Here is a 23,018-nt window from a genome sequence, read left to right on the forward strand (position 1 = left end):
GTTCGCTCTTTCAGTTTTTGAAAGGGCGACCTTTTTACGTTAGTAAAGGAAATTTATATTTCCATCCATAATATAATTTTAGAATTTATAGCAATTAAGAAGAAAGAAAATGAACGCCTATCAAAACAAAAATATTACTATCATCGGGCTTGGCAAAACAGGTCTTTCTTGCGTGGATTATCTCTTATCCCAACAGGCTAATATTCGAGTGATTGATACCCGAAAAAATCCTACTGGTGTTGATAAATTTCCTCAAAATATCCCTCTTCATACTGGTAGTTTAAATCAGGAATGGTTACTGGAAAGCGATATGATCGTTATCAGCCCAGGGCTTGCGGTAAAAACACCTGAAATTCAAACCGCACTTAAAGCTGGCGTAGAAGTAATTGGTGATATTGAATTATTCTGCCGTGCGGCGACGAAGCCAATTGTCGGGATTACCGGTTCAAATGGAAAAAGTACTGTGACTACCTTGGTTTATGAAATGGCGAAAGCTGCTGGTGTGAAAGTTGGTATGGGGGGAAATATTGGGATTCCCGCTTTGTCATTGTTGAATGAAGATTGTGAACTTTATGTATTAGAGCTGTCTAGTTTTCAGCTTGAAACAACTTACAGCTTAAAATCTGCGGCTGCAACTGTCTTAAACGTGACTGAAGATCATATGGATCGTTATGTGGATTTAGAAGATTATCGCCAAGCAAAATTACGCATTTATCATAATGCTGAGGTCGGCGTTTTGAATAATGAGGATAAGCTGACTTTTGGTGAAGATGAAAATCAAGCGAAACAAACCATTTCTTTTGCGGAAAAGTCAGCAGATTATTGGCTAAAAACGGAAAACGGCAAGCAATACTTAATGGCAAAAGATGAAGTAATTTTGCCTTGTGAAGAAGCAACATTAGTCGGTCGCCATAATTATATGAATATTTTGGCGGCAACGGCATTGGCACAAGCTGTTGGTATTAATTTAGATTCAATTCGTACCGCACTTCGTCATTTCAAAGGGCTAGACCATCGTTTTCAATTAGCGTATCAGGCTAATGGCATTCGTTGGATTAATGATTCTAAAGCAACAAATGTGGGGAGTACAGTTGCCGCATTAGCTGGCCTTTATGTGGAAGGCAAATTGCATTTGTTGTTAGGCGGTGATGGAAAAGGAGCTGATTTTTCAGAATTAGCTGAATTAATTAATCAACCACACATTATTTGTTATTGTTTTGGTCGAGATGGTTCACAATTAGCGAAACTTTCTCCACAAAGTCACTTATTTGAAACAATGGGGCAGGCAATTGAATTTTTACGCCCTATATTGTGTGTAGGTGATATGGTATTATTGTCTCCTGCTTGTGCAAGTTTAGATCAGTTTACCTCTTTTGAAAAACGTGGTGAAGAATTTACACGTTTGGCTCAACTTAATAACGTATAGAATATATGGAATTATTACAAAAGCTCAAAAAAAATTACGATGAGTGGACTCGTATTACCCCACAAGGACTATTATATGATCGTGCTCTATTCTGGCTATTTGTAATTTTGCTTTTGATTGGTCTTATTGCAGTGACATCCGCTTCCATTCCTTATAGCTCAAGACTATTCAATGATCCGTTTTACTTTGCCAAACGTGATGCACTCTATGTCTGCTTATCTTTAGCAACTTGCTACAGCATGTTGTATTTACCTTCTGAAAGGTTAGAAAGATGGCATGCAAAAATTTTCTGGGTTGCGGTAGTATTGCTCGTAGCTGTGTTATTTATTGGCACTTCGGTAAACGGTGCTAAACGTTGGATTTCTTTAGGTATTTTGAATTTTCAGCCTGCAGAATTTGCAAAATTAGCCCTAACTTGTTTTTTAGCAAGCTATTTTACTCGTCGTTATGATGAAGTACGTGGTCGTAAATTTAGTGCGGTGAAGCCATTTATTGTTATGGGTGTAATGGGGATGTTCCTGTTGGTTCAGCCAGATATGGGAAGTACCGTGGTGCTCTTTGTAATAACTTTCTGTATGCTATTTATTGTTGGCGCACACTTTTTTCAATTTGTTTTATTAGTGGCTACAGGGGGGGTACTAGGTGCATGGTTGATTATTTCAGCATCTTATCGTTTGAAACGATTTACAGGTTTTTTAGATCCTTTTAAAGATCCATACGGTACAGGTTTCCAATTAACTAATTCTCTTATGGCATTTGGTCGAGGTGAGATTACTGGTGAGGGACTGGGTAATTCAATTCAAAAACTAGATTATTTACCCGAAGCGCATACAGACTTTATCATGGCGATTATTGGCGAAGAGTTTGGCTTGATTGGTATTATTATTGTTGTCACTTTATTGGGATTACTTATATTTCGCGCTTTGAAAATTGGTAAAGAGTCTTTGATATTAGAGCAACGTTTTCGAGGTTTTTTTGCATTAGGAATTGGCTTTTGGATTTTTTTCCAAGGATTTGTCAATTTAGGTATGGCTCTTGGTATGTTACCAACTAAAGGTTTAACTTTCCCTCTTGTCAGCTATGGTGGCTCTAGTATTATTATTATGTCAGCAACGATTGGTATTTTATTACGTATAGATCATGAAAATCGCCTACTCCGAGCTGGCCAGGCACGTTTGCGTGATGATTAGAGACATAAAGATGAAAAATAAAAAATTATTAGTAATGGCCGGTGGGACTGGCGGACATGTTTTTCCAGCAATAGCTGTCGCACAAACTTTACAGAAACAAGGATGGGATATTTGTTGGTTAGGTACAAAAGATAGGATGGAAGCCCAGCTTGTACCTAAGTACGGTATTCCAATTTATTTTATTCAAATTTCAGGATTGCGTGGTAAAGGCTTAAAAGCCTTACTTACTGCACCTTTTGCTATTTTACGCGCAATCCTACAAGCAAAAAAAATTATTCAACATGAGAAACCTGATGCCGTGCTTGGCATGGGAGGGTATGTGTCAGGTCCTGGCGGTATTGCTGCAAAACTTTGTGGTGTACCGATAATTTTGCATGAACAAAATGCGATAGCGGGTTTAACGAATAAATGGTTAGCTAAAATTGCGAAGCGGGTATTGCAGGCTTTTCCAACGGCTTTTCCAAATGCAGAGGTTGTTGGGAATCCTGTTAGACAAGATTTATTTCAGATGTCTAATCCTGAAATTCGTTTTTCTGAACGTGGAGATAAATTACGTGTTTTAGTGGTAGGGGGAAGCCAAGGGGCGAGAGTATTGAATCATACGTTACCAAAAGTTTTCTCTAAACTCGAGAATAAATTAGATATTCGCCATCAAGTAGGGAAGGGTGCAGTAGATGAAGTGAAAGCACTTTATGCAGAAAATGCTCATCGAGTTAAAATAACAGAGTTTATTGATGATATGGCAGAAGCTTATTCTTGGGCAGATGTGGTGATTTGTCGTTCAGGTGCATTAACGGTTTGCGAAATTGCTGCAGTTGGTGCAGCAGCTATTTTTGTACCTTTCCAACATAAAGATCGCCAGCAATATTTGAATGCTAAATATTTGGCTGATGTTGGTGCCGCAAAAATTGTGGAGCAAGTTGATTTAACGCCTGATATTTTGGTGAACTATTTAAAAAATTTCTCACGTGAAAATTTATTGCAAATGGCAATCAAAGCAAAAGAAATGGCAACACCATTATCAGCGCAACGAGTTGCAGATGTAATCATTGAAAATTCAAAGTAATAACAAAAATATTGTGAGTTTTTAACCGCACTTTAGTATTTTGCCAATAGGTCAAAAAGGAAATATAAATGAAACATTCCCACGAAGAAATTAGAAAAATTATTCCTGAAATGCGCCGTGTACAACAAATCCATTTTATTGGTATTGGTGGTGCGGGAATGAGTGGTATCGCTGAGATTTTATTAAATGAGGGCTATCAAATCTCTGGTTCAGATATTGCCGATAGCGTTGTTACTCAACGTTTAGTGCAGGCTGGGGCGAAAATTTATATTGGTCATGCCACAGAGAATATAGAAGGCGCAAGTGTTGTTGTTGTGTCAAGTGCGATTCATGAAGATAATCCTGAGCTTATTGCTGCTAAGGAGAAACGTATCCCAGTTATTCAACGCGCACAAATGCTAGCTGAAATTATGCGTTTTCGTCATGGTATTGCTGTTGCAGGAACACACGGGAAGACGACTACCACTGCTATGATTTCCATGATTTATACCCAGGCAAAACTTGATCCAACCTTTGTAAATGGAGGATTGGTAAAATCTGCGGGTAAAAATGCGCATCTTGGTGCGAGTCGCTATTTAGTTGCGGAGGCGGATGAAAGTGATGCTTCATTTTTACATTTGCAACCTATGGTTTCAGTGGTGACTAATATGGAACCCGATCATATGGATACGTATGAAGGTGATTTTGAGAAAATGAAAGCGACCTATGTCAAGTTTCTACATAATTTACCATTCTATGGTTTAGCCGTGATGTGTGCAGATGATCCTGTATTAATGGAACTTGTACCAAAAGTTGGCCGTCAAGTAATTACCTATGGATTCAGTGAAAATGCGGATTATCGCATTGAGGATTATGAACAGACTGGTTTCCAAGGGCATTATGTAGTGATTTGTCCAAATGGTGAACGTATCAATGTATTATTAAATGTGCCAGGTAAACATAATGCCTTAAATGCAACGGCAGCATTGGCGGTAGCAAAAGAAGAAGGTATTGATAATGAAGCTATCTTAGAAGCATTAGCTGATTTCCAAGGGGCTGGTCGCCGATTCGATCAATTAGGTGAATTTATTCGTCCTAATGGAAAAGTACGTTTAGTAGATGATTATGGCCATCACCCAACAGAAGTTGGTGTAACCATTAAAGCTGCACGAGAAGGATGGGGCGATAAACGGATTGTGATGATTTTCCAACCTCATCGTTATTCTCGTACTCGAGATTTATTTGATGATTTCGTTCAAGTACTTTCTCAAGTTGATGCGTTAATTATGCTTGATGTTTATGCTGCAGGAGAAGCCGCAATTGTCGGTGCGGATAGTAAATCACTTTGCCGTTCTATTCGTAATTTGGGAAAAGTTGATCCAATTTTAGTTTCTGATACATCACAATTAGGTGATGTGCTTGATCAAATTATTCAAGACGGTGATTTAATTCTAGCGCAAGGTGCGGGAAGTGTGAGTAAAATTTCTCGTGGTTTGGCTGAATCTTGGAAAAATTAATATAGGCTCTTGGTTATTTATAATCATCCTCTGTTGAGGAACAGCTATATTTCCCATGAAATAGAATAGAAAGAAATCTAGGATATATTTTCCCTAGGTAATGACGAACAGGATAAAAAATGAACTTAAAAAAAGAAAAAATTGCTGTATTACTAGGCGGTACATCTGCTGAGCGAGAAGTGTCTCTTCAATCAGGGAAAGCCGTATTAGAAGCTTTGTTGAATCAGGGGTATAACGCTCATCCAGTAGATCCTAAAGAATACCCTGTTGCAAACCTTAAAAATGATGGTTTTGATCGAGTATTTAATATTTTACACGGTCGTGGTGGTGAAGATGGCACAATGCAAGGTTTATTAGAGCAAATTGGTTTGCCTTATACTGGTTGTGGCGTGATGGCTTCTGCGTTGACGATGGATAAAATGCGTACAAAAATGCTATGGAAGGCGTTTGGTTTACCTGTCGCTGAAATGGAAGTGGTTACGCGTGAAACTTTTAATAATCTTAATTCTGAAGAGGTTGTGGCAAGACTGGGCTTACCATTAATGGTAAAACCCTCTTTAGAAGGATCTAGTGTGGGATTAACAAAAGTGAAAACCGTAGAAGCTCTAAAAAGTGCGGTAGAATTTGCCCTTAAATTTGATAATACAATTTTGATTGAAGAGTGGCTTGCTGGAGATGAGTTAACTGTACCGGTATTAGATGGAAAGGTTTTACCTGCTATTCGTATTGTACCTGAAGGCGAGTTTTATGATTATGAGGCAAAATACATTTCAGATAATACACAATATTTTTGTCCTGCAGGTTTAACGCCTGAACGTGAACAAGAACTAGCGTTATTAGTGAAACGTGCTTATGATGCAGTAGGTTGTCGTGGTTGGAGCCGTATTGATGTCATGTGTGATTCAAAAGGCAATTTCCGTTTAGTGGAAGTGAATACAAACCCAGGTATGACTAGTCATAGTTTATTTCCTAAATCAGCTGCGACAGTCGGGATTTCTTTTGAGCAACTTGTCGTGAAAATTTTGGAGTTAAGTGCATAATATGAACATTCTGAAAGGGAATACACCACAGAATATTCGTTTTGGCGAAAAAAAGTCCAAGTATTATTTTCACATCCGGGCTTTCTTTGCTTTGTTAGGCGCTTTGCTTGTGTTTAGCGTATATATTAATTGGCAAACACTTTTAGAAAAAATGGATGACAAACCCATGGGGGCATTTGCACTTATGGGGCAGAAAACATTTACGACAGATGCAGATATAAAAGAAAGCCTATTAAAAATGGGATCGTTAAAAGGCTTCTGGGGACAGGATGTTGAGCCTATTCAGGCTCAAATAGAAGCTTTGCCTTGGGTTAAGAATGCAGTTGTTCGGAAAATATGGCCAAATCGTTTAAGCATTTGGGTAACTGAATATCAGCCTGTAGCATTTTGGAATCATAACCAGTTAGTCACACAAGATGGTGTTGTATTTCAGCTTCCTTTTGAAAGGTTGAATAAGCAAACGTTACCTTATTTAGGAGGGCCAGATTATCAAAGCTTAAAAGTTTTGGAGGCATGGAATCAAATTTATGCTGATTTTAAAGCCAAGAATTTAATGGCAAAAGGCATGACAATTGATGAGCGTGGTGCATGGCAGGTTACGCTTGATAATGATATTGTGTTAAGATTAGGCAGAGGTGAGTGGAAATCGAAACTGGAGCGCTTTGTAACGATTTATCCACAAATTGATGTACCTGAAAATAAAAAAATAGATTATGTAGATTTACGATATACGGCAGGTGCTGCTGTAGGTATGGCAGATAAATAAAAATAACTAGGTGCAAAAATGGTTAAAGGTGTGGAAGCAAAAACGATTGTAGGATTAGAAGTTGGCACGTCAAAAGTTGTCGCAGTTGTTGGGGAAGTTTTCCCTGATGGCGTGGTAAATGTTCTTGGGATGGGAAGTTGCCCATCAAAAGGTATTGATCGTGGCAGTATTACTGATCTTGATGCTGTCGTCAATTCGATTCAACGTGCGATTGAAGGCGCTGAATCCATGGCAGACTGCCAAATTATGAGTGTGACTTTAGCAATTACAGGTGAGCATATTCAAAGCTTAAATGAAAGCGGCTTTGTACCTATTTCTGATCGCGAAGTAACACAAGATGAAATTGATGCGGCACTTCACACTGCAAGTTCGATTAAATTGCCAGAAGGATTATCTTTATTACATATTATTCCACAAGAATATGCAGTAGATCGTCAATTTAATATCAAGAATCCTCTTGGTTTACAAGGTGTTCGATTAAAAGCTCAAGTGCACTTAATTGCTTGCCATCAAGATTGGCAAAATAACTTAAAAAAAGCTGTTGAACGTTGTGGTTTACAGGTTGATAAAGTTGTATTTTCTGGTTTTGCTGCTACCCATTCAGTATTAACTGAAGATGAAAAAGATTTAGGGGTATGCTTAATTGACTTTGGCGCAGGTACAATGAATGTCATGGTTTACACTAATGGTGCTTTGCGTTTTAGTAAGGTAATTCCTTATGCTGGGAATATTGTGACAAATGATATTGCACACGCTTGTACCATTTCACGTGCAGAAGCTGAGCGTGTTAAAGTTAATTATGCAAGTGCATTTTATCCAGCACGTTTACATGGCGATAAAAAAATTGAAGTGGCAAGTATTGGTGGTCGAGCACCTCGTTCTTTAACTAAAAGTGATTTATCCTTAATTACATCTGCTCGTTATACTGAACTTTTAGGTGTAGTAAAAGATGAATTAGATAAATTAAAGAAAGAATTAGAAGCAAAACATATTAAATTTGAATTAATTGCAGGTGTTGTGATTACCGGTGGTGGCGCACAAATTGAAGATTTAAAAGAATGTGCTTCAGATGTATTTAATTGCCAAGTACGTATTGGTAGCCCGTTAAATATTACTGGTTTAACGGATTATGTGAGTCGTCCACAATATTCTACAGTAGTAGGATTATTACAATATAATCAAAGCAATAGTGATGATGATTTAATTTCGGGTAGTGATGATTCAGAGAGTGGTGTTTGGCAGCCAATTTGGCAAGGAATTAAAAAAATTGTCAATAAAGTGCGGTCAGAATTTTGATTATTTTGATTTTTCATCTACAATAAAGAGAATTTAGGTTTTATATATTGGGTCAGTTTGTCTGATCATAACGGAGAACATCAATGCTATACCCTGAGTACCCTGAGTACGACAATTTTAACGAGTCCGGCGCACTGATTAAAGTCGTAGGTGTGGGAGGCGGTGGCGGTAATGCCGTTAACCATATGGTTATGAATATGGTGAAACAAGAAATGGGTGGTACCTACTTAGGGGAAAGCACATTAACATCGGAAGAGCATGGCCGCATTATTTTCTATGCAGTAAATACTGATGCACAAGCTCTACGTAAAAGCCATGTTCAACAAACTGTACAAATTGGTGGAGAGACGACTAAAGGTTTAGGTGCAGGGGCAAATCCAAATATTGGCCGTAAAGCAGCGGAAGATGATCAAGAAGAAATCCGTAAAATGCTTGAAGGTGCAGATATGGTCTTTATTGCAGCTGGTATGGGGGGCGGTACAGGTACGGGGGCTGCGCCTGTTGTAGCGAGAATTGCAAAAGAATTAGGTATTTTAACTGTAGCGGTTGTTACTAAGCCGTTTGCTTTTGAAGGCAAAAAACGTATGCAATTTGCTGAATTGGGTATTAAAGATTTAGCACAATATGTTGATTCAATGATTATTATCCCAAATCAACAAATTCAAAAAGTTCTCCCTAAAAACGCTAAATTAATTGATGCATTTGCTGCAGCAAACGATGTATTACGTAATTCTGTAATGGGTATTTCAGATATGATTACCTCACCAGGTTTAATCAACGTAGACTTTGCTGATGTAAGAACTGTTATGTCAGAAATGGGACAAGCAATGATTGGCTTTGGTTCTGCTGTTGGTTCTGCGGGTGAAGGGCGTGCTGAAGAAGCCGCTCGTATTGCCGTACGTAATGATTTATTAGAGAAAATCGATCTTTCAAATGCAAAAGGTATTTTGGTGAATATCACTGCTGGTATGGATCTTTCTTTCGAAGAATTTAATATTGTCGGTGAAACGGTGGGTAGTTTTGCTTCTGAAGATGCTACTGTCGTGATTGGTACCAGCTTAGTGCCTGAAATGACGGACGAAATCCGAGTGACTATTGTTGCAACAGGATTAGGAGATATCTCAGTTAATGAGCCAATTCAAGTTGTTCGCCCAGTGCGCCAGCCACAAGATGTAAATATTGTGCCAGATATTCGTCGTCCGGAACCGGTTGAAGAAACTAAAACAGTAGAAGAGGAATATCATCGTCCGCTTGATAAACCTATTACAGATCGTTTAGATATGTTTAAAAACAATGCTTTCTTTAACCCTGCAGCACAACGTGATGAAAATTCATCAAATTGATGTAGTATTGCCTGAAATTAAGGGTAAATAATATGATTAAACAAAGAACATTAAAACAAAGCATTAAGGTCACTGGTGTAGGCTTGCATAGTGGCAAAAAGGTAACATTAACTTTACGCCCTGCAATGCCAAATACAGGGGTTGTATATTACCGTACAGATTTAAATCCAGCTGTGGCATTTCCAGCTGATCCTAATTCTGTGCGTGATACTATGCTTTGTACTGCCTTAATAAATGAGCAAGGTGTGCGTATTTCAACAGTTGAGCATTTAAATGCTGCGTTAGCAGGCCTTGGTATTGATAATATTATTATTGAAGTCGATGCTCCAGAAATTCCTATTATGGATGGGAGTGCGAGCCCATTTATTTATTTGTTATTGGATGCGGGTATTGAAGAACAAAACGCAGCGAAGAAGTTTATTCGTATTAAAGAATATGTACGTGTAGAAGACGGTGATAAGTGGGCTGAATTTAAGCCTTATAATGGTTTTCGTTTAAATTTCACTATTGATTTTGATCATCCTGCGATTGGTAAAAACGTACGTAATTATGATATGGAATTTTCGGCTCAAGCATTTGTTCATCAAATAAGCCGAGCAAGAACCTTTGGTTTTATGAAGGATATTGAATATCTTCAATCTCAAGGTTTGGCATTAGGTGGTAGCCTTGATAATGCCATCGTATTAGATGATTATCGTATTCTTAACGAGGATGGATTACGTTTCAAAGATGAATTAGTACGCCATAAAATGTTAGATGCGATCGGCGATCTTTACATGGCAGGCTATAACATCATTGGTGATTTCAAAGCTTATAAATCAGGACATGGTTTGAATAATAAATTGCTTCGCGCCGTTTTAGCTAATCAAGAAGCGTGGGAATTTGTCACCTTTGAAGATAAAGCTCAAGTACCGCAAGGGTATGTAGCGCCTGTTCAAGTATTGATTTAGTTCTTTTTTTGTTGAAAAAGCTATATTTCTGATAAGAAGTATAGCTTTTTTATTTAGTACGCATTTTAATTGTAAAGCGAAAAAGTGCGGTTAATTTCGGGAAGATTTTATAGGAAAACATTATGGCATTAGAATTATCAGAAATTCGGCAACAAATTACACAAATTGATCGTAGTTTGTTGAAGTTGCTGTCAGAACGTCATCGCTTAGCTTTTGATGTTGTAAGAAGCAAAGAAGTCACTCAAAAGGCTTTACGAGATGTTGAGCGTGAACAAGCACTTTTGCAAGAATTGATTCAATTTGCTGAAAATGAGAACTATCAACTTGAGGCTCAATATATCACATCAATTTTTCAAAAAATCATTGAAGATTCAGTATTAACGCAGCAAGTTTACCTACAAAATAAATTAAATGAACAGCGTAGCCAAAATTTACATATTGCATTTTTAGGGAAACGTGGGTCTTATTCTAATCTTGCGGCAAGGAATTATGCGGCACGTTACCAAAAACAATTTATTGAATTAGGCTGTCAATCTTTTGAGCAAGTATTTGAAAAAGTACAAAATGGTGAGGCTGATTTTGGTATCCTTCCTTTAGAAAATACTACTTCGGGTGCGATTAATGAAGTTTATGATTTACTTCAACATACGGAGCTTTCATTAGTGGGAGAGTTGGCTTATCCAATTAAACATTGCGTATTAGTCAATGATATGACAGATTTAAGCCAAATTGATACCTTATATAGCCATCCTCAAGTTATTCAACAATGTAGCCAATTTATTCACAGTCTTGAGCGTGTTCATATTGAATATTGCGAAAGTAGTTCCCATGCGATGCAATTAGTTTCAAGTTTGAATAAACCTAATATTGCGGCATTGGGTAATGAAGACGGTGGAAAATTATATGGTTTGAATGTTCTGAAAACGAATATTGCTAATCAAGAAAATAATATTACACGTTTTATTGTGGTTGCTAAGACACCTCGAGAGGTTTCTTCTCAGATCCCAACAAAAACCCTATTGTTGATGACGACTTCACAACAGGTGGGCTCATTAGTTGATGCTTTATTGGTATTTAAAAAACACCACATTAATATGACAAAATTAGAATCTCGCCCAATCTATGGTAAACCATGGGAAGAAATGTTCTATTTAGAAATTGAGGCGAATATTCATCATCCTGATACGCAACAAGCCTTGGAAGAGCTGAAAAATTATAGTAATTATTTAAAGATTTTAGGGTGCTATCCGAGCGAAATTGTTAAGCCTGTGAAAATATAGGAAAAAGTGCGGTAATAAAATACTATTTTATTACCGCACTTTCGTTATAAATAGATTTTTTATTACATAAAAAAGGCGAATCATTTGATTCGCCTTTTATACAGTAGTTTTTAATCAACTAATTAGAAGTATACACGGATACCTACGCCAATAGCTTTATCTTTAACTTTGCTATCGTCTACGTATTTACCATCTTTGTCATAAGATTTAGTAACTTGATATTTACCTTCTAAGTAGGTTACTACTTGTTTATGAAGTTTATAGTCAATACCTAGTAAGAAACCGTGTTGTTTATCTTTAGAACTATCTGTGTTTTTAACTTGTTCATATTTATAGTTACCATATACTTTACTTAAGTCAGTAATTTGATATTGGAAACCTGGTGATACAAAGAAACGAGTTTCTTTTTTATCGGTATCTTTAAATTTGGTTTTTGCGTAACCACTATCCACAGAAAGAGTTACACCATTGAACTCGTAACCTAAGCTAGCAACAACGCCATCTCTATGTTCTTTAGTTTCTGTATTGCCAGTTTTGTAATTTGTTCTACCAAACACAGTTTTAGCAATTATGCCATCTTTTTCATATAAAGCACCAAATTGGTTTGAGTTTTGAACAGAACCTTCAAGTACTTCATTATTATCTTTGCGTTGTTCTGCAAATTGGTAACCAACCCCTAATTGTAAACCTTCAATACCATAGTAGTCGTAACGAACAACAGATTTTCCTGCTTTTGATACGTAATCATCTGGTTCAATTAGACCGTATGTTTTGTCTTCTGCTGTTACTACGTCATCAACAATAGTTACTTGACGACCAAAAGTTACTTGACCAAATTCTTTGTGGCCTAAACCAACATAAGCACGTTTCGTAGTTAAATTACCAAAACCATCGTTGTCTTTCTTTTTAAGACCTTTTTCATCACCATCAAAACGTACTTCAGTACGTGCTAATGCGTAATAGCCATCACCTAAATCATGACGTACTTTAATTTCAAAACGAGAACCATCATTTTTCAATCCTGAATGAGTATGACGTTTTAAGTTCCCTGATTTATTAATACCATCTTGGTTAGATTTTTCTAAGTTGATACGTAAAGAACCGTTTAATTCAACTTTAGTACCTTCATTATTATAGATTACTGCCGCGTTCGCCGCTGAAGCTGCAAATGCACCAATGATTAATGCTGCAAGTGTTTTTTTCATAATTTGTATTCCTTATGGTTGTTTTACTATCTATGATTGAACTTTTTCCCTATATGGCAGTCCAACCGCCTAAATAGACGTGCAAATCATTCCAAATTCCTTTTTTTGTGTCAATCACTCCTATAGGCTTAATTTCCAAAAATCTGATCAAGATCACATTTTTTATCTATTTTTGTTTATTTTGTATTCAAATGAATGCTTTAGTGATCGTTTGCTTAAGTGAAGTGGTATAAAAATACATCGAAGCTGTGTATTTATTGTGTATTTATATTGAGGTCTCAAAATATCCTTCATCTTCCAATATTGGGTTCTCAGCCCCTTTTTTGGCTAATTCATCACAGATTTCATTTTCACGATGTCCTGCATGGCCTTTTACCCATTGCCAATTGATTTGATGATGTTGAATGGCTTCGTTCAGCGCTTGCCATAAATCTTGATTTTTTACAGGCTTGCCTTGACTTGATTTCCAATTATTTTTTTTCCAATTGAAAATCCATTTTGTGATCCCGTTTTTCATATATTGGCTATCACTGTAAAGTGTGATTTGGCAGGGCTCTTTTAAAATATTCAATGCTTCAATGACAGCACGAAGTTCCATACGATTATTTGTAGTTTTGAAGTAGCCTTTGGAAATGGTTTTTTCATGTTGCTTATAGCGTAAGACAATGCCAATTCCTCCCGGGCCAGGATTGCCCAAGCAGGAGCCGTCAGTAAAAATTTCAATCTGTTTTTGCATAACAAAAGGGTTGTTGTGTAAAATGGCCCTCATTTTAAAGGAAAGAAATAGGTTGAACAAATGGTTAATCCAAATCGCCAAATTGTACTGGATACCGAGACAACGGGGATGAATCAATTAGGGGCGCATTATGAAGGACATTGTATTATTGAAATTGGTGCGGTAGAAATGATTAATCGTCGTTATACTGGCAATAATTTTCACTTTTATATTAAGCCTGATCGTCCTGTTGATCCTGAAGCAATTAAAATTCATGGCATTACAGATGAAATGTTGGCAGATAAACCCTCATTTAATGAGATTGCACAGCCATTTTTGGATTATATTAAAGGCGCAGAATTATTGATTCATAATGCGCCCTTCGATGTGGGGTTTATGGATTATGAGTTTCGTAAGTTGAATCTTAATGTGAAAACTGATGAAATTTGCTTAGTTACAGATACGCTACAGATGGCGCGTCAAATGTATCCAGGCAAGCGTAATAGCTTAGATGCACTTTGTGACCGTTTGAATATTGATAATAGTAAACGTACGCTACACGGGGCGTTGCTAGATGCTGAAATTTTAGCTGATGTTTATTTGGCAATGACAGGCGGCCAAACTAGTTTGTTTGATGAAAATGATGTGAATGAATCACATTTTATTCGAACCATGTCAGGTAATAAAAATGCAGCTTTACGAAGTGCGGTGAATATTTCGCATAATTTGAAAGTATTACAACCGAGTGAAGATGAATTATTGGCGCATTTAGAATTTATTAAAATGATTAATAAAAAAAGCGGTGATAATTGTTTATGGGATAAACGTTTAGACAAAGAGGTTATTCACTAATCGTTTAGGATTTAATCATACAATAAAAAAATCATAAAAAAAGATTGACGAGATTTATGTTCGTCATTATGATACGCACCACTTAGCGGAGTGGTAGTTCAGCTGGTTAGAATACCTGCCTGTCACGCAGGGGGTCGCGGGTTCGAGTCCCGTCCATTCCGCCAATTTAAAATTAATATCTTATCTCGGAGTGGTAGTTCAGCTGGTTAGAATACCTGCCTGTCACGCAGGGGGTCGCGGGTTCGAGTCCCGTCCATTCCGCCAATTAAGATAAATAAAGATAGCACCTAACGGTGCTTTTTTTGTATCTGAAATTTGCTTCATCCTTGACAAAAATAAAGTAATCTTTTAAGATTTGAAGAACTAGGGAGCTGCTACTCCCTAGTATGTCGTGTTATTAGTAAGTCGGTAAACTCACTAATAATAGTAGTACGACAAGGATAATGACTTTAATCATTTTCTTATCCTCTTCAAACGTTGCGAAAAAGCGCAACACTCGCTTTCAAGGTGATGACTTGAAAGCGACATTATTATAACGTTAGGTTATAGATAAATAAACAGTGTTTAGAAAGCCATAGGATTGTATCCTGTGGCTTTTTATTTTCTTTATGAAATCATTTTTTACCAATCCTTTAACTTCCGATATAATGGCCGCCATTTTTGACAAAATAAGAGATTTTTTATGGCAACTCCAGTTGTGGCCCTTGTTGGTCGCCCGAATGTGGGAAAATCCACATTATTTAATCGCCTTACTCGTACACGAGATGCGTTAGTCGCTGATTTTCCTGGTTTAACTCGTGATAGAAAATACGGCCATGCTCATATTGCTGGTTATGAGTTTATTGTTATTGATACTGGCGGTATTGATGGAACCGAAGAGGGCGTAGAAGAAAAAATGGCGGAGCAATCTTTGCTTGCTATTGATGAAGCCGATATTGTTCTTTTCCTTGTGGATGCTAGAGCGGGTTTAACTGCAGCGGATATTGGTATCGCTAATTACTTACGTCAACGTCAAAACAAAACGACGATTGTGGTGGCAAATAAAACCGATGGTATCGATGCGGATTCTCATTGTGCTGAATTTTATCAGTTAGGTTTAGGAGAAATTGAGCAAATCGCAGCCTCACAAGGCCGTGGTGTCACTCAGTTAATGGAACAAGTACTTGCGCCTTTTGCGGAGCAAATGGAAAACTCCGATGAAAATGACCGCACTTCTGAGGAAGAACAAGACGAATGGGAACAAGAATTCGATTTTGATTCAGAAGAAGATACGGCATTGCTTGATGAGGCGTTAGAAGAATCAGAAGAAGAGCAAGATAAAAATATTAAGATTGCCATTGTTGGTCGTCCAAACGTGGGTAAATCCACTTTAACCAATCGTATTTTAGGTGAAGATCGTGTGGTGGTTTACGATATGCCAGGCACGACACGCGATAGTATTTATATTCCAATGGAGCGTGATGGGCAGCAATATACGTTGATTGATACGGCGGGTGTGCGTAAGCGCGGTAAGGTGCATTTGGCTGTTGAAAAATTCTCCGTGATAAAAACCTTGCAAGCGATTCAGGATGCTAATGTTGTATTACTGACTATTGATGCGAGAGAAAACATTTCTGATCAGGATTTATCTTTGCTCGGCTTTATTTTAAATGCAGGTCGTTCTTTAGTGATCGTTGTGAATAAATGGGATGGTTTAGATCAAGATGTGAAAGACCGCGTTAAATCTGAGCTTGATCGTCGTTTAGATTTTATTGATTTTGCTCGCGTGCATTTTATTTCCGCATTGCACGGAAGTGGTGTGGGTAATCTTTTTGATTCGATTAAAGAAGCGTATGCTTGTGCGACTCAAAAAATGACGACCTCGCTTTTAACTCGTATTTTGCAAATGGCAACGGATGAACACCAACCACCGATGATTGGCGGTCGTCGAATTAAATTAAAATATGCTCACCCAGGCGGTTATAATCCGCCGATTATAGTGGTTCACGGTAACCAAATGGATAAATTACCGGATTCTTATAAACGTTATTTATCTAATTATTATCGTAAGAGTTTGAAAATTATTGGCTCGCCAATTCGTCTTCTTTTCCAAGAAGGTTCGAATCCATTTGCGGGGCGTAAAAATAAACTTACCCCGAACCAATTGCGTAAGCGTAAACGTTTGATGAAGTTTATTAAGAAAGCGAAACGTTAAAAAATAAGTGCGGTCAAAATTCATTATAAATTTTGACCGCACTTGCTTGATGAGCATTATTCTTCTAAAACCACTTTGCCAATATAGCCTAAATTACGGTGACGTTGTGCATAATCGATACCATATCCCACCACAAATTCATCCGGAATTTCAAAACCTATCCATTCTACCAGCACTTCAACCTCGCGACGAGAGGGTTTATCAAGCAAGGTACAGATAGCAAGACTTGCAGGATCACGTAAATTCAAAATATCACGTACTTTTTCAAGTGTGTAACCCGTGTCAATAATATCTTCTACGATTAATACGTGTTTACCTTTAATATCGCCATCAAGATCTTTTGTGATACGCACATCATGATTTGTTGTCATCCCTGTTCCATAACTGGAAGTAGTCATAAACTCAATTTCTATAGGTAAATGAATGTGGCGTACAATATCAGCCATAAACATAAATGAGCCACGTAAAAGTCCGATAACAACAAGGTTATTGACTTGTTTTTCTTGATAATGTTTTGTTATTTCGGCCCCAAGCTCTGCAATACGAGAGTGAACATCGCTTTCTGCAATTAAAACATCAACATGGTGTTTTTTCATAAAATGTCCTTGTGAATTTAAAAGGAATGTAATCGTTTGCTATTCTACAAAAAAATTGATCGTTATGCCATGTGTATCAGAATTTCTCGCTGAGTGTTATTCCATATTTCAATATAAATAACTTGGATTCTTTTAAGATAGATTTAGAGATGGAAGATGAAATATAAAAAAGGCTGAAGATTAATCTTCAGCCTTTTGAACCCTAACGAATTTACTTTCTACTCTACCTGTTGGAGCAACCTGCAATCGCTTAACAGATGGTGGGTATCTTATCAGAATTTTAACCTCTGTCAATAAGAATAATTATCAATATTAAATATTTTTTAGTTTCCAGAAATTTTCAGCTTTTCTAATAAAATTGAGCCAGTTTGTATGTTTGAACGATGTTCTATATCATCTGATACGGCAACAATGTTTTTCAACATATCCTGTAATTGACCTGCAATTGTAATTTCAGCGACAGGGTATTGAATTTCACCGTTTTCAATCCAGAATCCTGATGCACCTCGAGAATAATCACCTGTCACAAGGTTTACTCCTTGTCCCATAACATCCGTTACTAATAGACCTCTGTCCATTTTATGTAAGAGTGCGGTTAATCCTCCGGTTAAATTTGGTTGGATAAGCCAATTGTGAATCCCACCAGCATGACCTGTGCTTGGCATTCCGAGTTTTTTTCCACTGTAACTGGTCAATAAATAGGTTTTTAATATACCATTCTCAATAATTTCACGATTTTGTGTGCGGACTCCTTCACTATCAAAAGGCGTTGAAGCCAGTGCACGTAATAAATGGGGGCGTTCGCTAATATTAAACCATTCAGGTAAGATGGATGTTCCTAGTCGATCAAGTAAAAAACTTGATTTTCGGTATAAACTACCGCCACTTATTGATGCCGCTAAATGCGAAATAATACTAGTTGCAACATCATTTAAAAAAATGACGGGTACTTCACATGTATTAAGCTTTTGTGGATTTAGGCGTGAAACTACTTTTCTCGCACAAGTTTCACCGACCCTAGTCGGTGATTGAAGTCGATCAAACTCACGGGAAATTGTATATTCGTAGTCATTTTCTAATGCACCTTCTACACCCCCAATGACTGAGCAAGATAATGAATAGCGACTGGATAAATAGCTTTGTAACATACCGTAGGTATTACCATATACTTTTACACCCGTGTGAGAATTAAAGCTTGCACCATTGCTATTTACGATTCGTTTATCTGCTTCAAGAGCAGATTTTTCTGTACGGAGAGCAAGTTCTGTTGCTTTTTCTACATCAATATTAGCAGGATGGTAAAGTGCTAAGTCAGGCGCATCAAAGGCCATTAATTGCTCATCAGCAAGTCCTGTACAATCATCGGGTGATGTATATTTTGCGATAGAAAGTGCCGCTTCTACAGTATTTTTAATGGCATTTTCACTTAAATCAGAGGTAGAAGCATTACCTTTTTGTTGTCCCAAATAAACGGAAATACCTAGTGCGCCATCATTGGTAAATTCCACATTTTCAATATCCTGCAATCGTGTTGAAACAGATAAGCCGCTTACTTTGGTTACAGCCACCTCTGCACTGGCTCCAGCTTTTTGGGCTAATTCAACTGCAAAACTAACAGCGTGACGTAATTCTTGCTCCTGCGCTTTTAAAAGTGCGGTTTGATTTTCGGGTGCTTTCATTGTTTTTTCCTGTTAAAAATTTGCAACATTTTATCTTATTTTCAAAGTTTATGGTAAAATGCGCCCCAATTTTTATAAAGGACAAAAAATGGCGAAACGTAAGAAAAAAGAAGCTTTTGATTGGGAAGATGAGGCGCAAGAAGAAATTATTTGGGTAAGTAAAAGTGAAATTAAGCGAGATGCGGAAGATTTAAAGCAACTTGGCGAAAAAATTGTGAATTTAACCAAAGCAAATTTAGCTAAAATTCCCCTTGATGAATCTTTGCTTGATGCCATTGAGCTTGCCCAGCGTTTACAAAAAGAGGCTCGCCGTCGTCAATTGCAATATATTGGAAAATTATTTCGTGGTATTGATGTTGCCCCAATTCGTGAAGCGTTAGATAAAATCGAAAATAAGCATAATCAGCAGCAAGCGATGTTACATAAAATTGAAAAAATTCGTGATGAGTTGATCGAAAATGGTGATATAGCATTGACGAATTTATTAAATAATTATCCAGAAGCTGATCGCCAGAAATTACGTAATTTGATTCGTTCTGCACAGAAAGAGCGGGAACAAAATAAACCTTCAAAAGCATATCGAGATATTTATCAAATGCTGAAATCATTGATGCTGGAAGATTAGCTTTGTGAGCACTTAATCAAGTGCTATCAATATTTTTAACCGCACTTATCCAGATAATAAAGTAGAAAAAATGAATATTCGTTGGAATGTAATTTTAAGTATTATTGCTTTTGGTTTACTAGGTTGGTTTTATTCACTGAATCGGGATGCACCTGATTTATCAAATTTGGTGAAAAAGCCAGATAGCCCCGATTATATTGGCAATAAAATGGAAACAACAGTGTTTTCACCAGAAGGGAAAAAACAATATGTTTCTCTTGCGGATAATGTGAAACATTATACTGTAGATGGACATACTGATTTTGAGATGCCATTAGTCTATTTATTCGATGTTAATTCATCTAATACTAGTCAAGCAAAGGATGTTGCTCATGCTTTGGCATCACAGAGTTGGAAATTGAGTGCTAAAAAAGCCAAGCTCACAAAAGATGAAATGCTGTATTTAGAGGGAGATGTTGTGGCGGAAAGTTTGGAACCAACTTCTCATTTGCAGCGTGTAGAAACTCAGATGGCAATTGTCAATTTGAAAACACAGGATATGACATCAGACTCAATGGTCAAGATTAATGGACAAAATTTTAGTTCAACAGGATTAAAAATGGTTGGCAATTTACGTCAACAAGTTGCTACTTTAAAAGAACAGGTGAAAACATATTATGAAGTTCGTAAATAATAAAATATTTTTACTCACAACGTTAATGATGACATCCATATCGGCTTTTGCGCTTAAAGATGATACCAATCAACCGATTAATATCGTTTCGGATAATCAAGCGTTGGATATGGAAAAGAGTGTAGTGACTTTTACGGATAATGTTGTGATAACTCAAGGGTCGATTTTAATTAAAGCAAGTAAGGTTGTGATTACACGTCCACCAGAAAACTCAGGTAAAAAAGAAACTGTTGATGCTTTTGGTAGCCCTGTTACATTTCATCAATTACTTGACGATGGGAAACCTGTTGATGGGAAGGCTAATAAGGTGCACTATGATCTTGGTACGGAGTTTTTAACATTGACAGGTAATGCTGAGTTGAAACAATTAGATAGTAAAATTAATGGTGAACTTATCACTTATGATGTGAAGAAACAGCAACTTAGAGCCAATGGTGGTGCGAAATCACGAGTGACTACTGTGTTAATTCCGTCTCAATTACAAAAAGCGAAAGGGAAGTAATCATGTCAGTTTTGATTGCTGAGAATTTAGCGAAAAGCTATAAAAGCCGTAAAGTGGTATCTGATGTTAGTCTTCAAGTTAATTCAAATGAAATTGTGGGATTACTTGGGCCGAATGGTGCGGGAAAAACGACGACTTTTTACATGGTGGTGGGACTCGTTCGCCAAGATCAAGGTAAGATTGTGATTGATGGTGAGGATATTAGTTTACTTCCAATGCATAATCGCGCCCAGCGAGGTATTGGGTATTTACCCCAAGAGGCGTCTATTTTTCGTCGTTTAACCGTCTATGAAAATTTGATGGCTATTTTAGAAATTCGTAAAGATTTAACCGCTGAGCAACGCCGTGAAAGAGCGGATGAATTAATCGAAGAATTTAATATTAGTCATATTAGAGATAGTCTCGGCCAATCTTTATCTGGTGGGGAACGTCGTCGTGTAGAAATTGCTCGAGCATTAGCCGCTAATCCTAAATTTATTTTATTAGATGAACCTTTTGCTGGTGTTGACCCTATTTCAGTATCTGATATTAAGAAAATTATTACTGATTTACGTAATCGCGGATTAGGTGTGCTAATTACTGATCATAATGTACGTGAAACTTTAGATGTGTGTGAACGCGCTTATATTGTTGGAGAAGGTAAAATTATTGCGACAGGTACGCCTGAGGCTGTTATGAATGATGAGCATGTTAAACGTGTTTATCTTGGTGATCAGTTTAAGTTATAAAGATGAACGTTACCGAGTTATTAAGCCCTGAGAATATTCGTCAGGGGGTAAGTTTTTCCAGTAAAAAACGATTATTTGAATCTATTGCGCATTTTGTCATTGAGCAAGTTAATGATGAGAAAGGTGAACAAGTTTGTTTGGAATGTCTTTTTGAACGGGAAAAATTAGGTAATTCAGGTTTAGGAAATGGTATCGCCATGCCTAAAGCTAAAATTCCTGTAACATTATCAGACAAAGCAATAGCTGTATTTATGCAATTAGATACACCGATTGATTACGATTCATCAGATGGTAAATTTGTTGATCTTGTATTTGCGGTATTGGTACCTGAAAATCAGTGCGCAACCTATATGCCAATTTTATCTTTCTTAACTGAAAGACTAACGGATAAAAATCTTTTGAAGCAGTTACGTTCAGCAAAAAGTGCAGAGGAAATTTGGCAGGTTTTTGAAATTTCAGATAGCTCAGAAAATATCTCTTTTGAGAATAATGAATAAGAAATAAAGAGTGGGAGGGCATATGGATATTATCATTATTAGCGGACGTTCTGGTGCGGGAAAGTCTGTGGCACTACGCGCTTTGGAGGATATGGGCTATTATTGTGTGGATAATATCCCTTTTGATTTACTACCTCAATTAACTCAGATTCTTTCTCAGTCACAATCTTCAGTAGCGATTAGTCTAGATATTCGTAATATTCCAAATTCTGCGACGACGTTAGAGCAAACACTTTCAACATTACAAAATCATCATCAGGTTAGGATTATTTTCTTAGAGGCGGATCGCAGTACGTTGATTCGTCGATATAGTGATTCTCGGCGTTTACACCCACTTTCTGTTCAAGATCTGTCCCTTGAAGTTGCGATTGATGCAGAATATCAATATTTAGAGCCACTAATCCAACATGCTAATTTCATTCTTGATACGACACATCTTTCGACACATACGCTTGCAGAAAAATTACGAGAGTTTATTTGTGGGTATGGCGAAAAAGAACTTAAAATTATTATAGAATCTTTTGGGTTTAAATATGGTATTCCGCTTGATGCAGATTATGTTTTTGATGTGCGATTCTTACCCAATCCACATTGGGATCCGGCACTTCGCCCAATGACAGGATTAGATGCGCCTGTGGCGGCATTTTTAAATAGTCATACAGAAGTGAATGAATTTATTTATCTTACACGAAATTATATAGAAACATGGTTGCCGCTTTTAGAAAAAAATAATAGAAGTTACTTAACTATTGCTATTGGATGCACTGGTGGGAAACATCGCTCTGTTTATATAGCACAACAACTTGGAGAATATTTTCAGGCAAAAGGAAAAATAGTGCAGATTCAGCATAAATCTTTAGAGCGAAATAAAAAGACGCAATAATGGCGTATCGGTAATA

At 37.1% G+C, this 23,018-nt stretch carries 23 protein-coding genes and 2 tRNA genes; 20 read left to right on the forward strand and 5 right to left on the reverse strand.

Translation table 11 applies throughout. From position 1 onward, the window contains the following. The first annotated feature begins 109 nt into the window (after positions 1–109). The 10 genes from murD (at position 110) to KP712_RS01080 (ending at position 11,853) form a co-directional block, all read left to right on the forward strand. Positions 110–1,426, forward strand: a complete 1,317-nt coding sequence (murD, locus tag KP712_RS01035) for a UDP-N-acetylmuramoyl-L-alanine--D-glutamate ligase (protein WP_215770473.1) — start codon at positions 110–112, stop codon at positions 1,424–1,426. A 5-nt stretch (positions 1,427–1,431) separates the two neighbouring features. After that, entirely contained in the window at positions 1,432–2,616 is a 1,185-nt protein-coding gene (gene ftsW, locus KP712_RS01040; protein WP_048954123.1) for a putative lipid II flippase FtsW, read from the forward strand. A 10-nt stretch (positions 2,617–2,626) separates the two neighbouring features. Further along, on the forward strand, positions 2,627–3,682 hold the full coding sequence (gene murG / locus KP712_RS01045) for an undecaprenyldiphospho-muramoylpentapeptide beta-N-acetylglucosaminyltransferase (protein WP_048954122.1): 1,056 nt from the start codon (positions 2,627–2,629) through the stop codon (positions 3,680–3,682). A 68-nt stretch (positions 3,683–3,750) separates the two neighbouring features. Further along, positions 3,751–5,178 (forward strand): UDP-N-acetylmuramate--L-alanine ligase, encoded by a 1,428-nt coding sequence (murC, locus tag KP712_RS01050; RefSeq protein ID WP_215770474.1) that lies wholly within the window; start codon positions 3,751–3,753, stop codon positions 5,176–5,178. Between the two features lie 119 nt (positions 5,179–5,297). Further along, entirely contained in the window at positions 5,298–6,218 is a 921-nt protein-coding gene (locus KP712_RS01055) for a D-alanine--D-alanine ligase (protein ID WP_106013400.1), read from the forward strand. Between the two features lies 1 nt (position 6,219). After that, complete coding sequence (locus KP712_RS01060) at positions 6,220–6,984, forward strand: cell division protein FtsQ/DivIB (RefSeq protein ID WP_048954119.1); 765 nt, start codon at positions 6,220–6,222, stop codon at positions 6,982–6,984. A gap of 18 nt (positions 6,985–7,002) precedes the next feature. Then, positions 7,003–8,280 carry a cell division protein FtsA gene (ftsA, locus tag KP712_RS01065; RefSeq protein WP_048954118.1) on the forward strand — a complete coding sequence of 426 codons (1,278 nt, stop codon included), beginning with the start codon at positions 7,003–7,005 and terminating at the stop codon, positions 8,278–8,280. A gap of 83 nt (positions 8,281–8,363) precedes the next feature. Beyond that, positions 8,364–9,623 (forward strand): cell division protein FtsZ, encoded by a 1,260-nt coding sequence (gene ftsZ / locus KP712_RS01070; protein WP_048954117.1) that lies wholly within the window; start codon positions 8,364–8,366, stop codon positions 9,621–9,623. Positions 9,624–9,655: 32 nt separating this feature from the next. Further along, positions 9,656–10,573, forward strand: a complete 918-nt coding sequence (lpxC, locus tag KP712_RS01075) for a UDP-3-O-acyl-N-acetylglucosamine deacetylase (RefSeq protein WP_048954116.1) — start codon at positions 9,656–9,658, stop codon at positions 10,571–10,573. Between the two features lie 122 nt (positions 10,574–10,695). Further along, positions 10,696–11,853: a chorismate mutase gene (locus KP712_RS01080; protein ID WP_048954115.1), complete on the forward strand. Its 1,158-nt coding sequence runs from the start codon at positions 10,696–10,698 to the stop codon at positions 11,851–11,853. A gap of 122 nt (positions 11,854–11,975) precedes the next feature. Here the strand turns inward: KP712_RS01080 and KP712_RS01085 are convergent, their stop codons facing one another. Both KP712_RS01085 and rnhA read right to left on the reverse strand, forming a co-directional pair. Beyond that, positions 11,976–13,058 (reverse strand): porin, encoded by a 1,083-nt coding sequence (locus tag KP712_RS01085; RefSeq protein ID WP_048954114.1) that lies wholly within the window; start codon positions 13,056–13,058, stop codon positions 11,976–11,978. Positions 13,059–13,323: 265 nt separating this feature from the next. Continuing rightward, positions 13,324–13,794, reverse strand: a complete 471-nt coding sequence (gene rnhA / locus KP712_RS01090; RefSeq protein WP_048954113.1) for a ribonuclease HI — start codon at positions 13,792–13,794, stop codon at positions 13,324–13,326. Positions 13,795–13,854: 60 nt separating this feature from the next. Here rnhA and dnaQ point away from each other — a divergent pair, with 60 nt between their 5' ends. The 3 genes from dnaQ (at position 13,855) to KP712_RS01105 (ending at position 14,889) form a co-directional block, all read left to right on the forward strand. Beyond that, positions 13,855–14,625, forward strand: coding sequence for a DNA polymerase III subunit epsilon (gene dnaQ / locus KP712_RS01095; protein WP_048954112.1), 771 nt, complete (start codon positions 13,855–13,857; stop codon positions 14,623–14,625). Positions 14,626–14,712: 87 nt separating this feature from the next. Continuing rightward, positions 14,713–14,789 (forward strand) — tRNA-Asp (locus tag KP712_RS01100). Between the two features lie 23 nt (positions 14,790–14,812). Further along, positions 14,813–14,889, forward strand: a tRNA-Asp gene (locus tag KP712_RS01105). Positions 14,890–15,022: 133 nt separating this feature from the next. Here KP712_RS01105 and KP712_RS09200 read toward each other — a convergent pair. Beyond that, complete coding sequence (locus tag KP712_RS09200; RefSeq protein WP_371316032.1) at positions 15,023–15,082, reverse strand: hypothetical protein; 60 nt, start codon at positions 15,080–15,082, stop codon at positions 15,023–15,025. A 225-nt stretch (positions 15,083–15,307) separates the two neighbouring features. On the opposite strand from KP712_RS09200, the gene der reads away from it, so the two are divergent. Continuing rightward, complete coding sequence (gene der, locus KP712_RS01110) at positions 15,308–16,819, forward strand: ribosome biogenesis GTPase Der (protein ID WP_005630139.1); 1,512 nt, start codon at positions 15,308–15,310, stop codon at positions 16,817–16,819. Positions 16,820–16,875: 56 nt separating this feature from the next. Here der and hpt read toward each other — a convergent pair whose 3' ends face one another. After that, the gene (hpt, locus tag KP712_RS01115; protein ID WP_048954111.1) at positions 16,876–17,415 is read right to left on the reverse strand and encodes a hypoxanthine phosphoribosyltransferase; all 540 of its coding nucleotides are present in this window, start codon (positions 17,413–17,415) and stop codon (positions 16,876–16,878) included. Between the two features lie 323 nt (positions 17,416–17,738). After that, on the reverse strand, positions 17,739–19,094 hold the full coding sequence (pmbA, locus tag KP712_RS01120; RefSeq protein WP_048954110.1) for a metalloprotease PmbA: 1,356 nt from the start codon (positions 19,092–19,094) through the stop codon (positions 17,739–17,741). Positions 19,095–19,182: 88 nt separating this feature from the next. Here pmbA and yjgA point away from each other — a divergent pair, with 88 nt between their 5' ends. From yjgA to rapZ, 6 genes are all read left to right on the forward strand, one after another. After that, entirely contained in the window at positions 19,183–19,719 is a 537-nt protein-coding gene (yjgA, locus tag KP712_RS01125; RefSeq protein ID WP_048954109.1) for a ribosome biogenesis factor YjgA, read from the forward strand. A 70-nt stretch (positions 19,720–19,789) separates the two neighbouring features. Beyond that, the gene (lptC, locus tag KP712_RS01130) at positions 19,790–20,392 is read left to right on the forward strand and encodes an LPS export ABC transporter periplasmic protein LptC (RefSeq protein WP_048954108.1); all 603 of its coding nucleotides are present in this window, start codon (positions 19,790–19,792) and stop codon (positions 20,390–20,392) included. After that, complete coding sequence (gene lptA, locus KP712_RS01135) at positions 20,376–20,894, forward strand: lipopolysaccharide transport periplasmic protein LptA (RefSeq protein WP_048954107.1); 519 nt, start codon at positions 20,376–20,378, stop codon at positions 20,892–20,894. The genes lptC and lptA overlap by 17 nt, the downstream gene beginning before the upstream one ends. Before the next feature lie 2 nt (positions 20,895–20,896). Next, positions 20,897–21,622 (forward strand): LPS export ABC transporter ATP-binding protein, encoded by a 726-nt coding sequence (gene lptB, locus KP712_RS01140; RefSeq protein WP_048954106.1) that lies wholly within the window; start codon positions 20,897–20,899, stop codon positions 21,620–21,622. A 2-nt stretch (positions 21,623–21,624) separates the two neighbouring features. Further along, positions 21,625–22,119 (forward strand): PTS IIA-like nitrogen regulatory protein PtsN, encoded by a 495-nt coding sequence (ptsN, locus tag KP712_RS01145; protein WP_048954105.1) that lies wholly within the window; start codon positions 21,625–21,627, stop codon positions 22,117–22,119. Between the two features lie 22 nt (positions 22,120–22,141). Continuing rightward, a complete protein-coding gene (gene rapZ, locus KP712_RS01150) occupies positions 22,142–23,002 on the forward strand; it encodes an RNase adapter RapZ (RefSeq protein ID WP_048954104.1) in 861 nt (286 codons plus the stop codon). Positions 23,003–23,018 lie beyond the last annotated feature (16 nt).

Origin of the sequence: Haemophilus sp. SZY H68 (genome assembly GCF_018829685.1) — a bacterium.
In the GTDB taxonomy this organism is placed as follows: Bacteria; Pseudomonadota; Gammaproteobacteria; order Enterobacterales; family Pasteurellaceae; genus Haemophilus; species Haemophilus haemolyticus_K.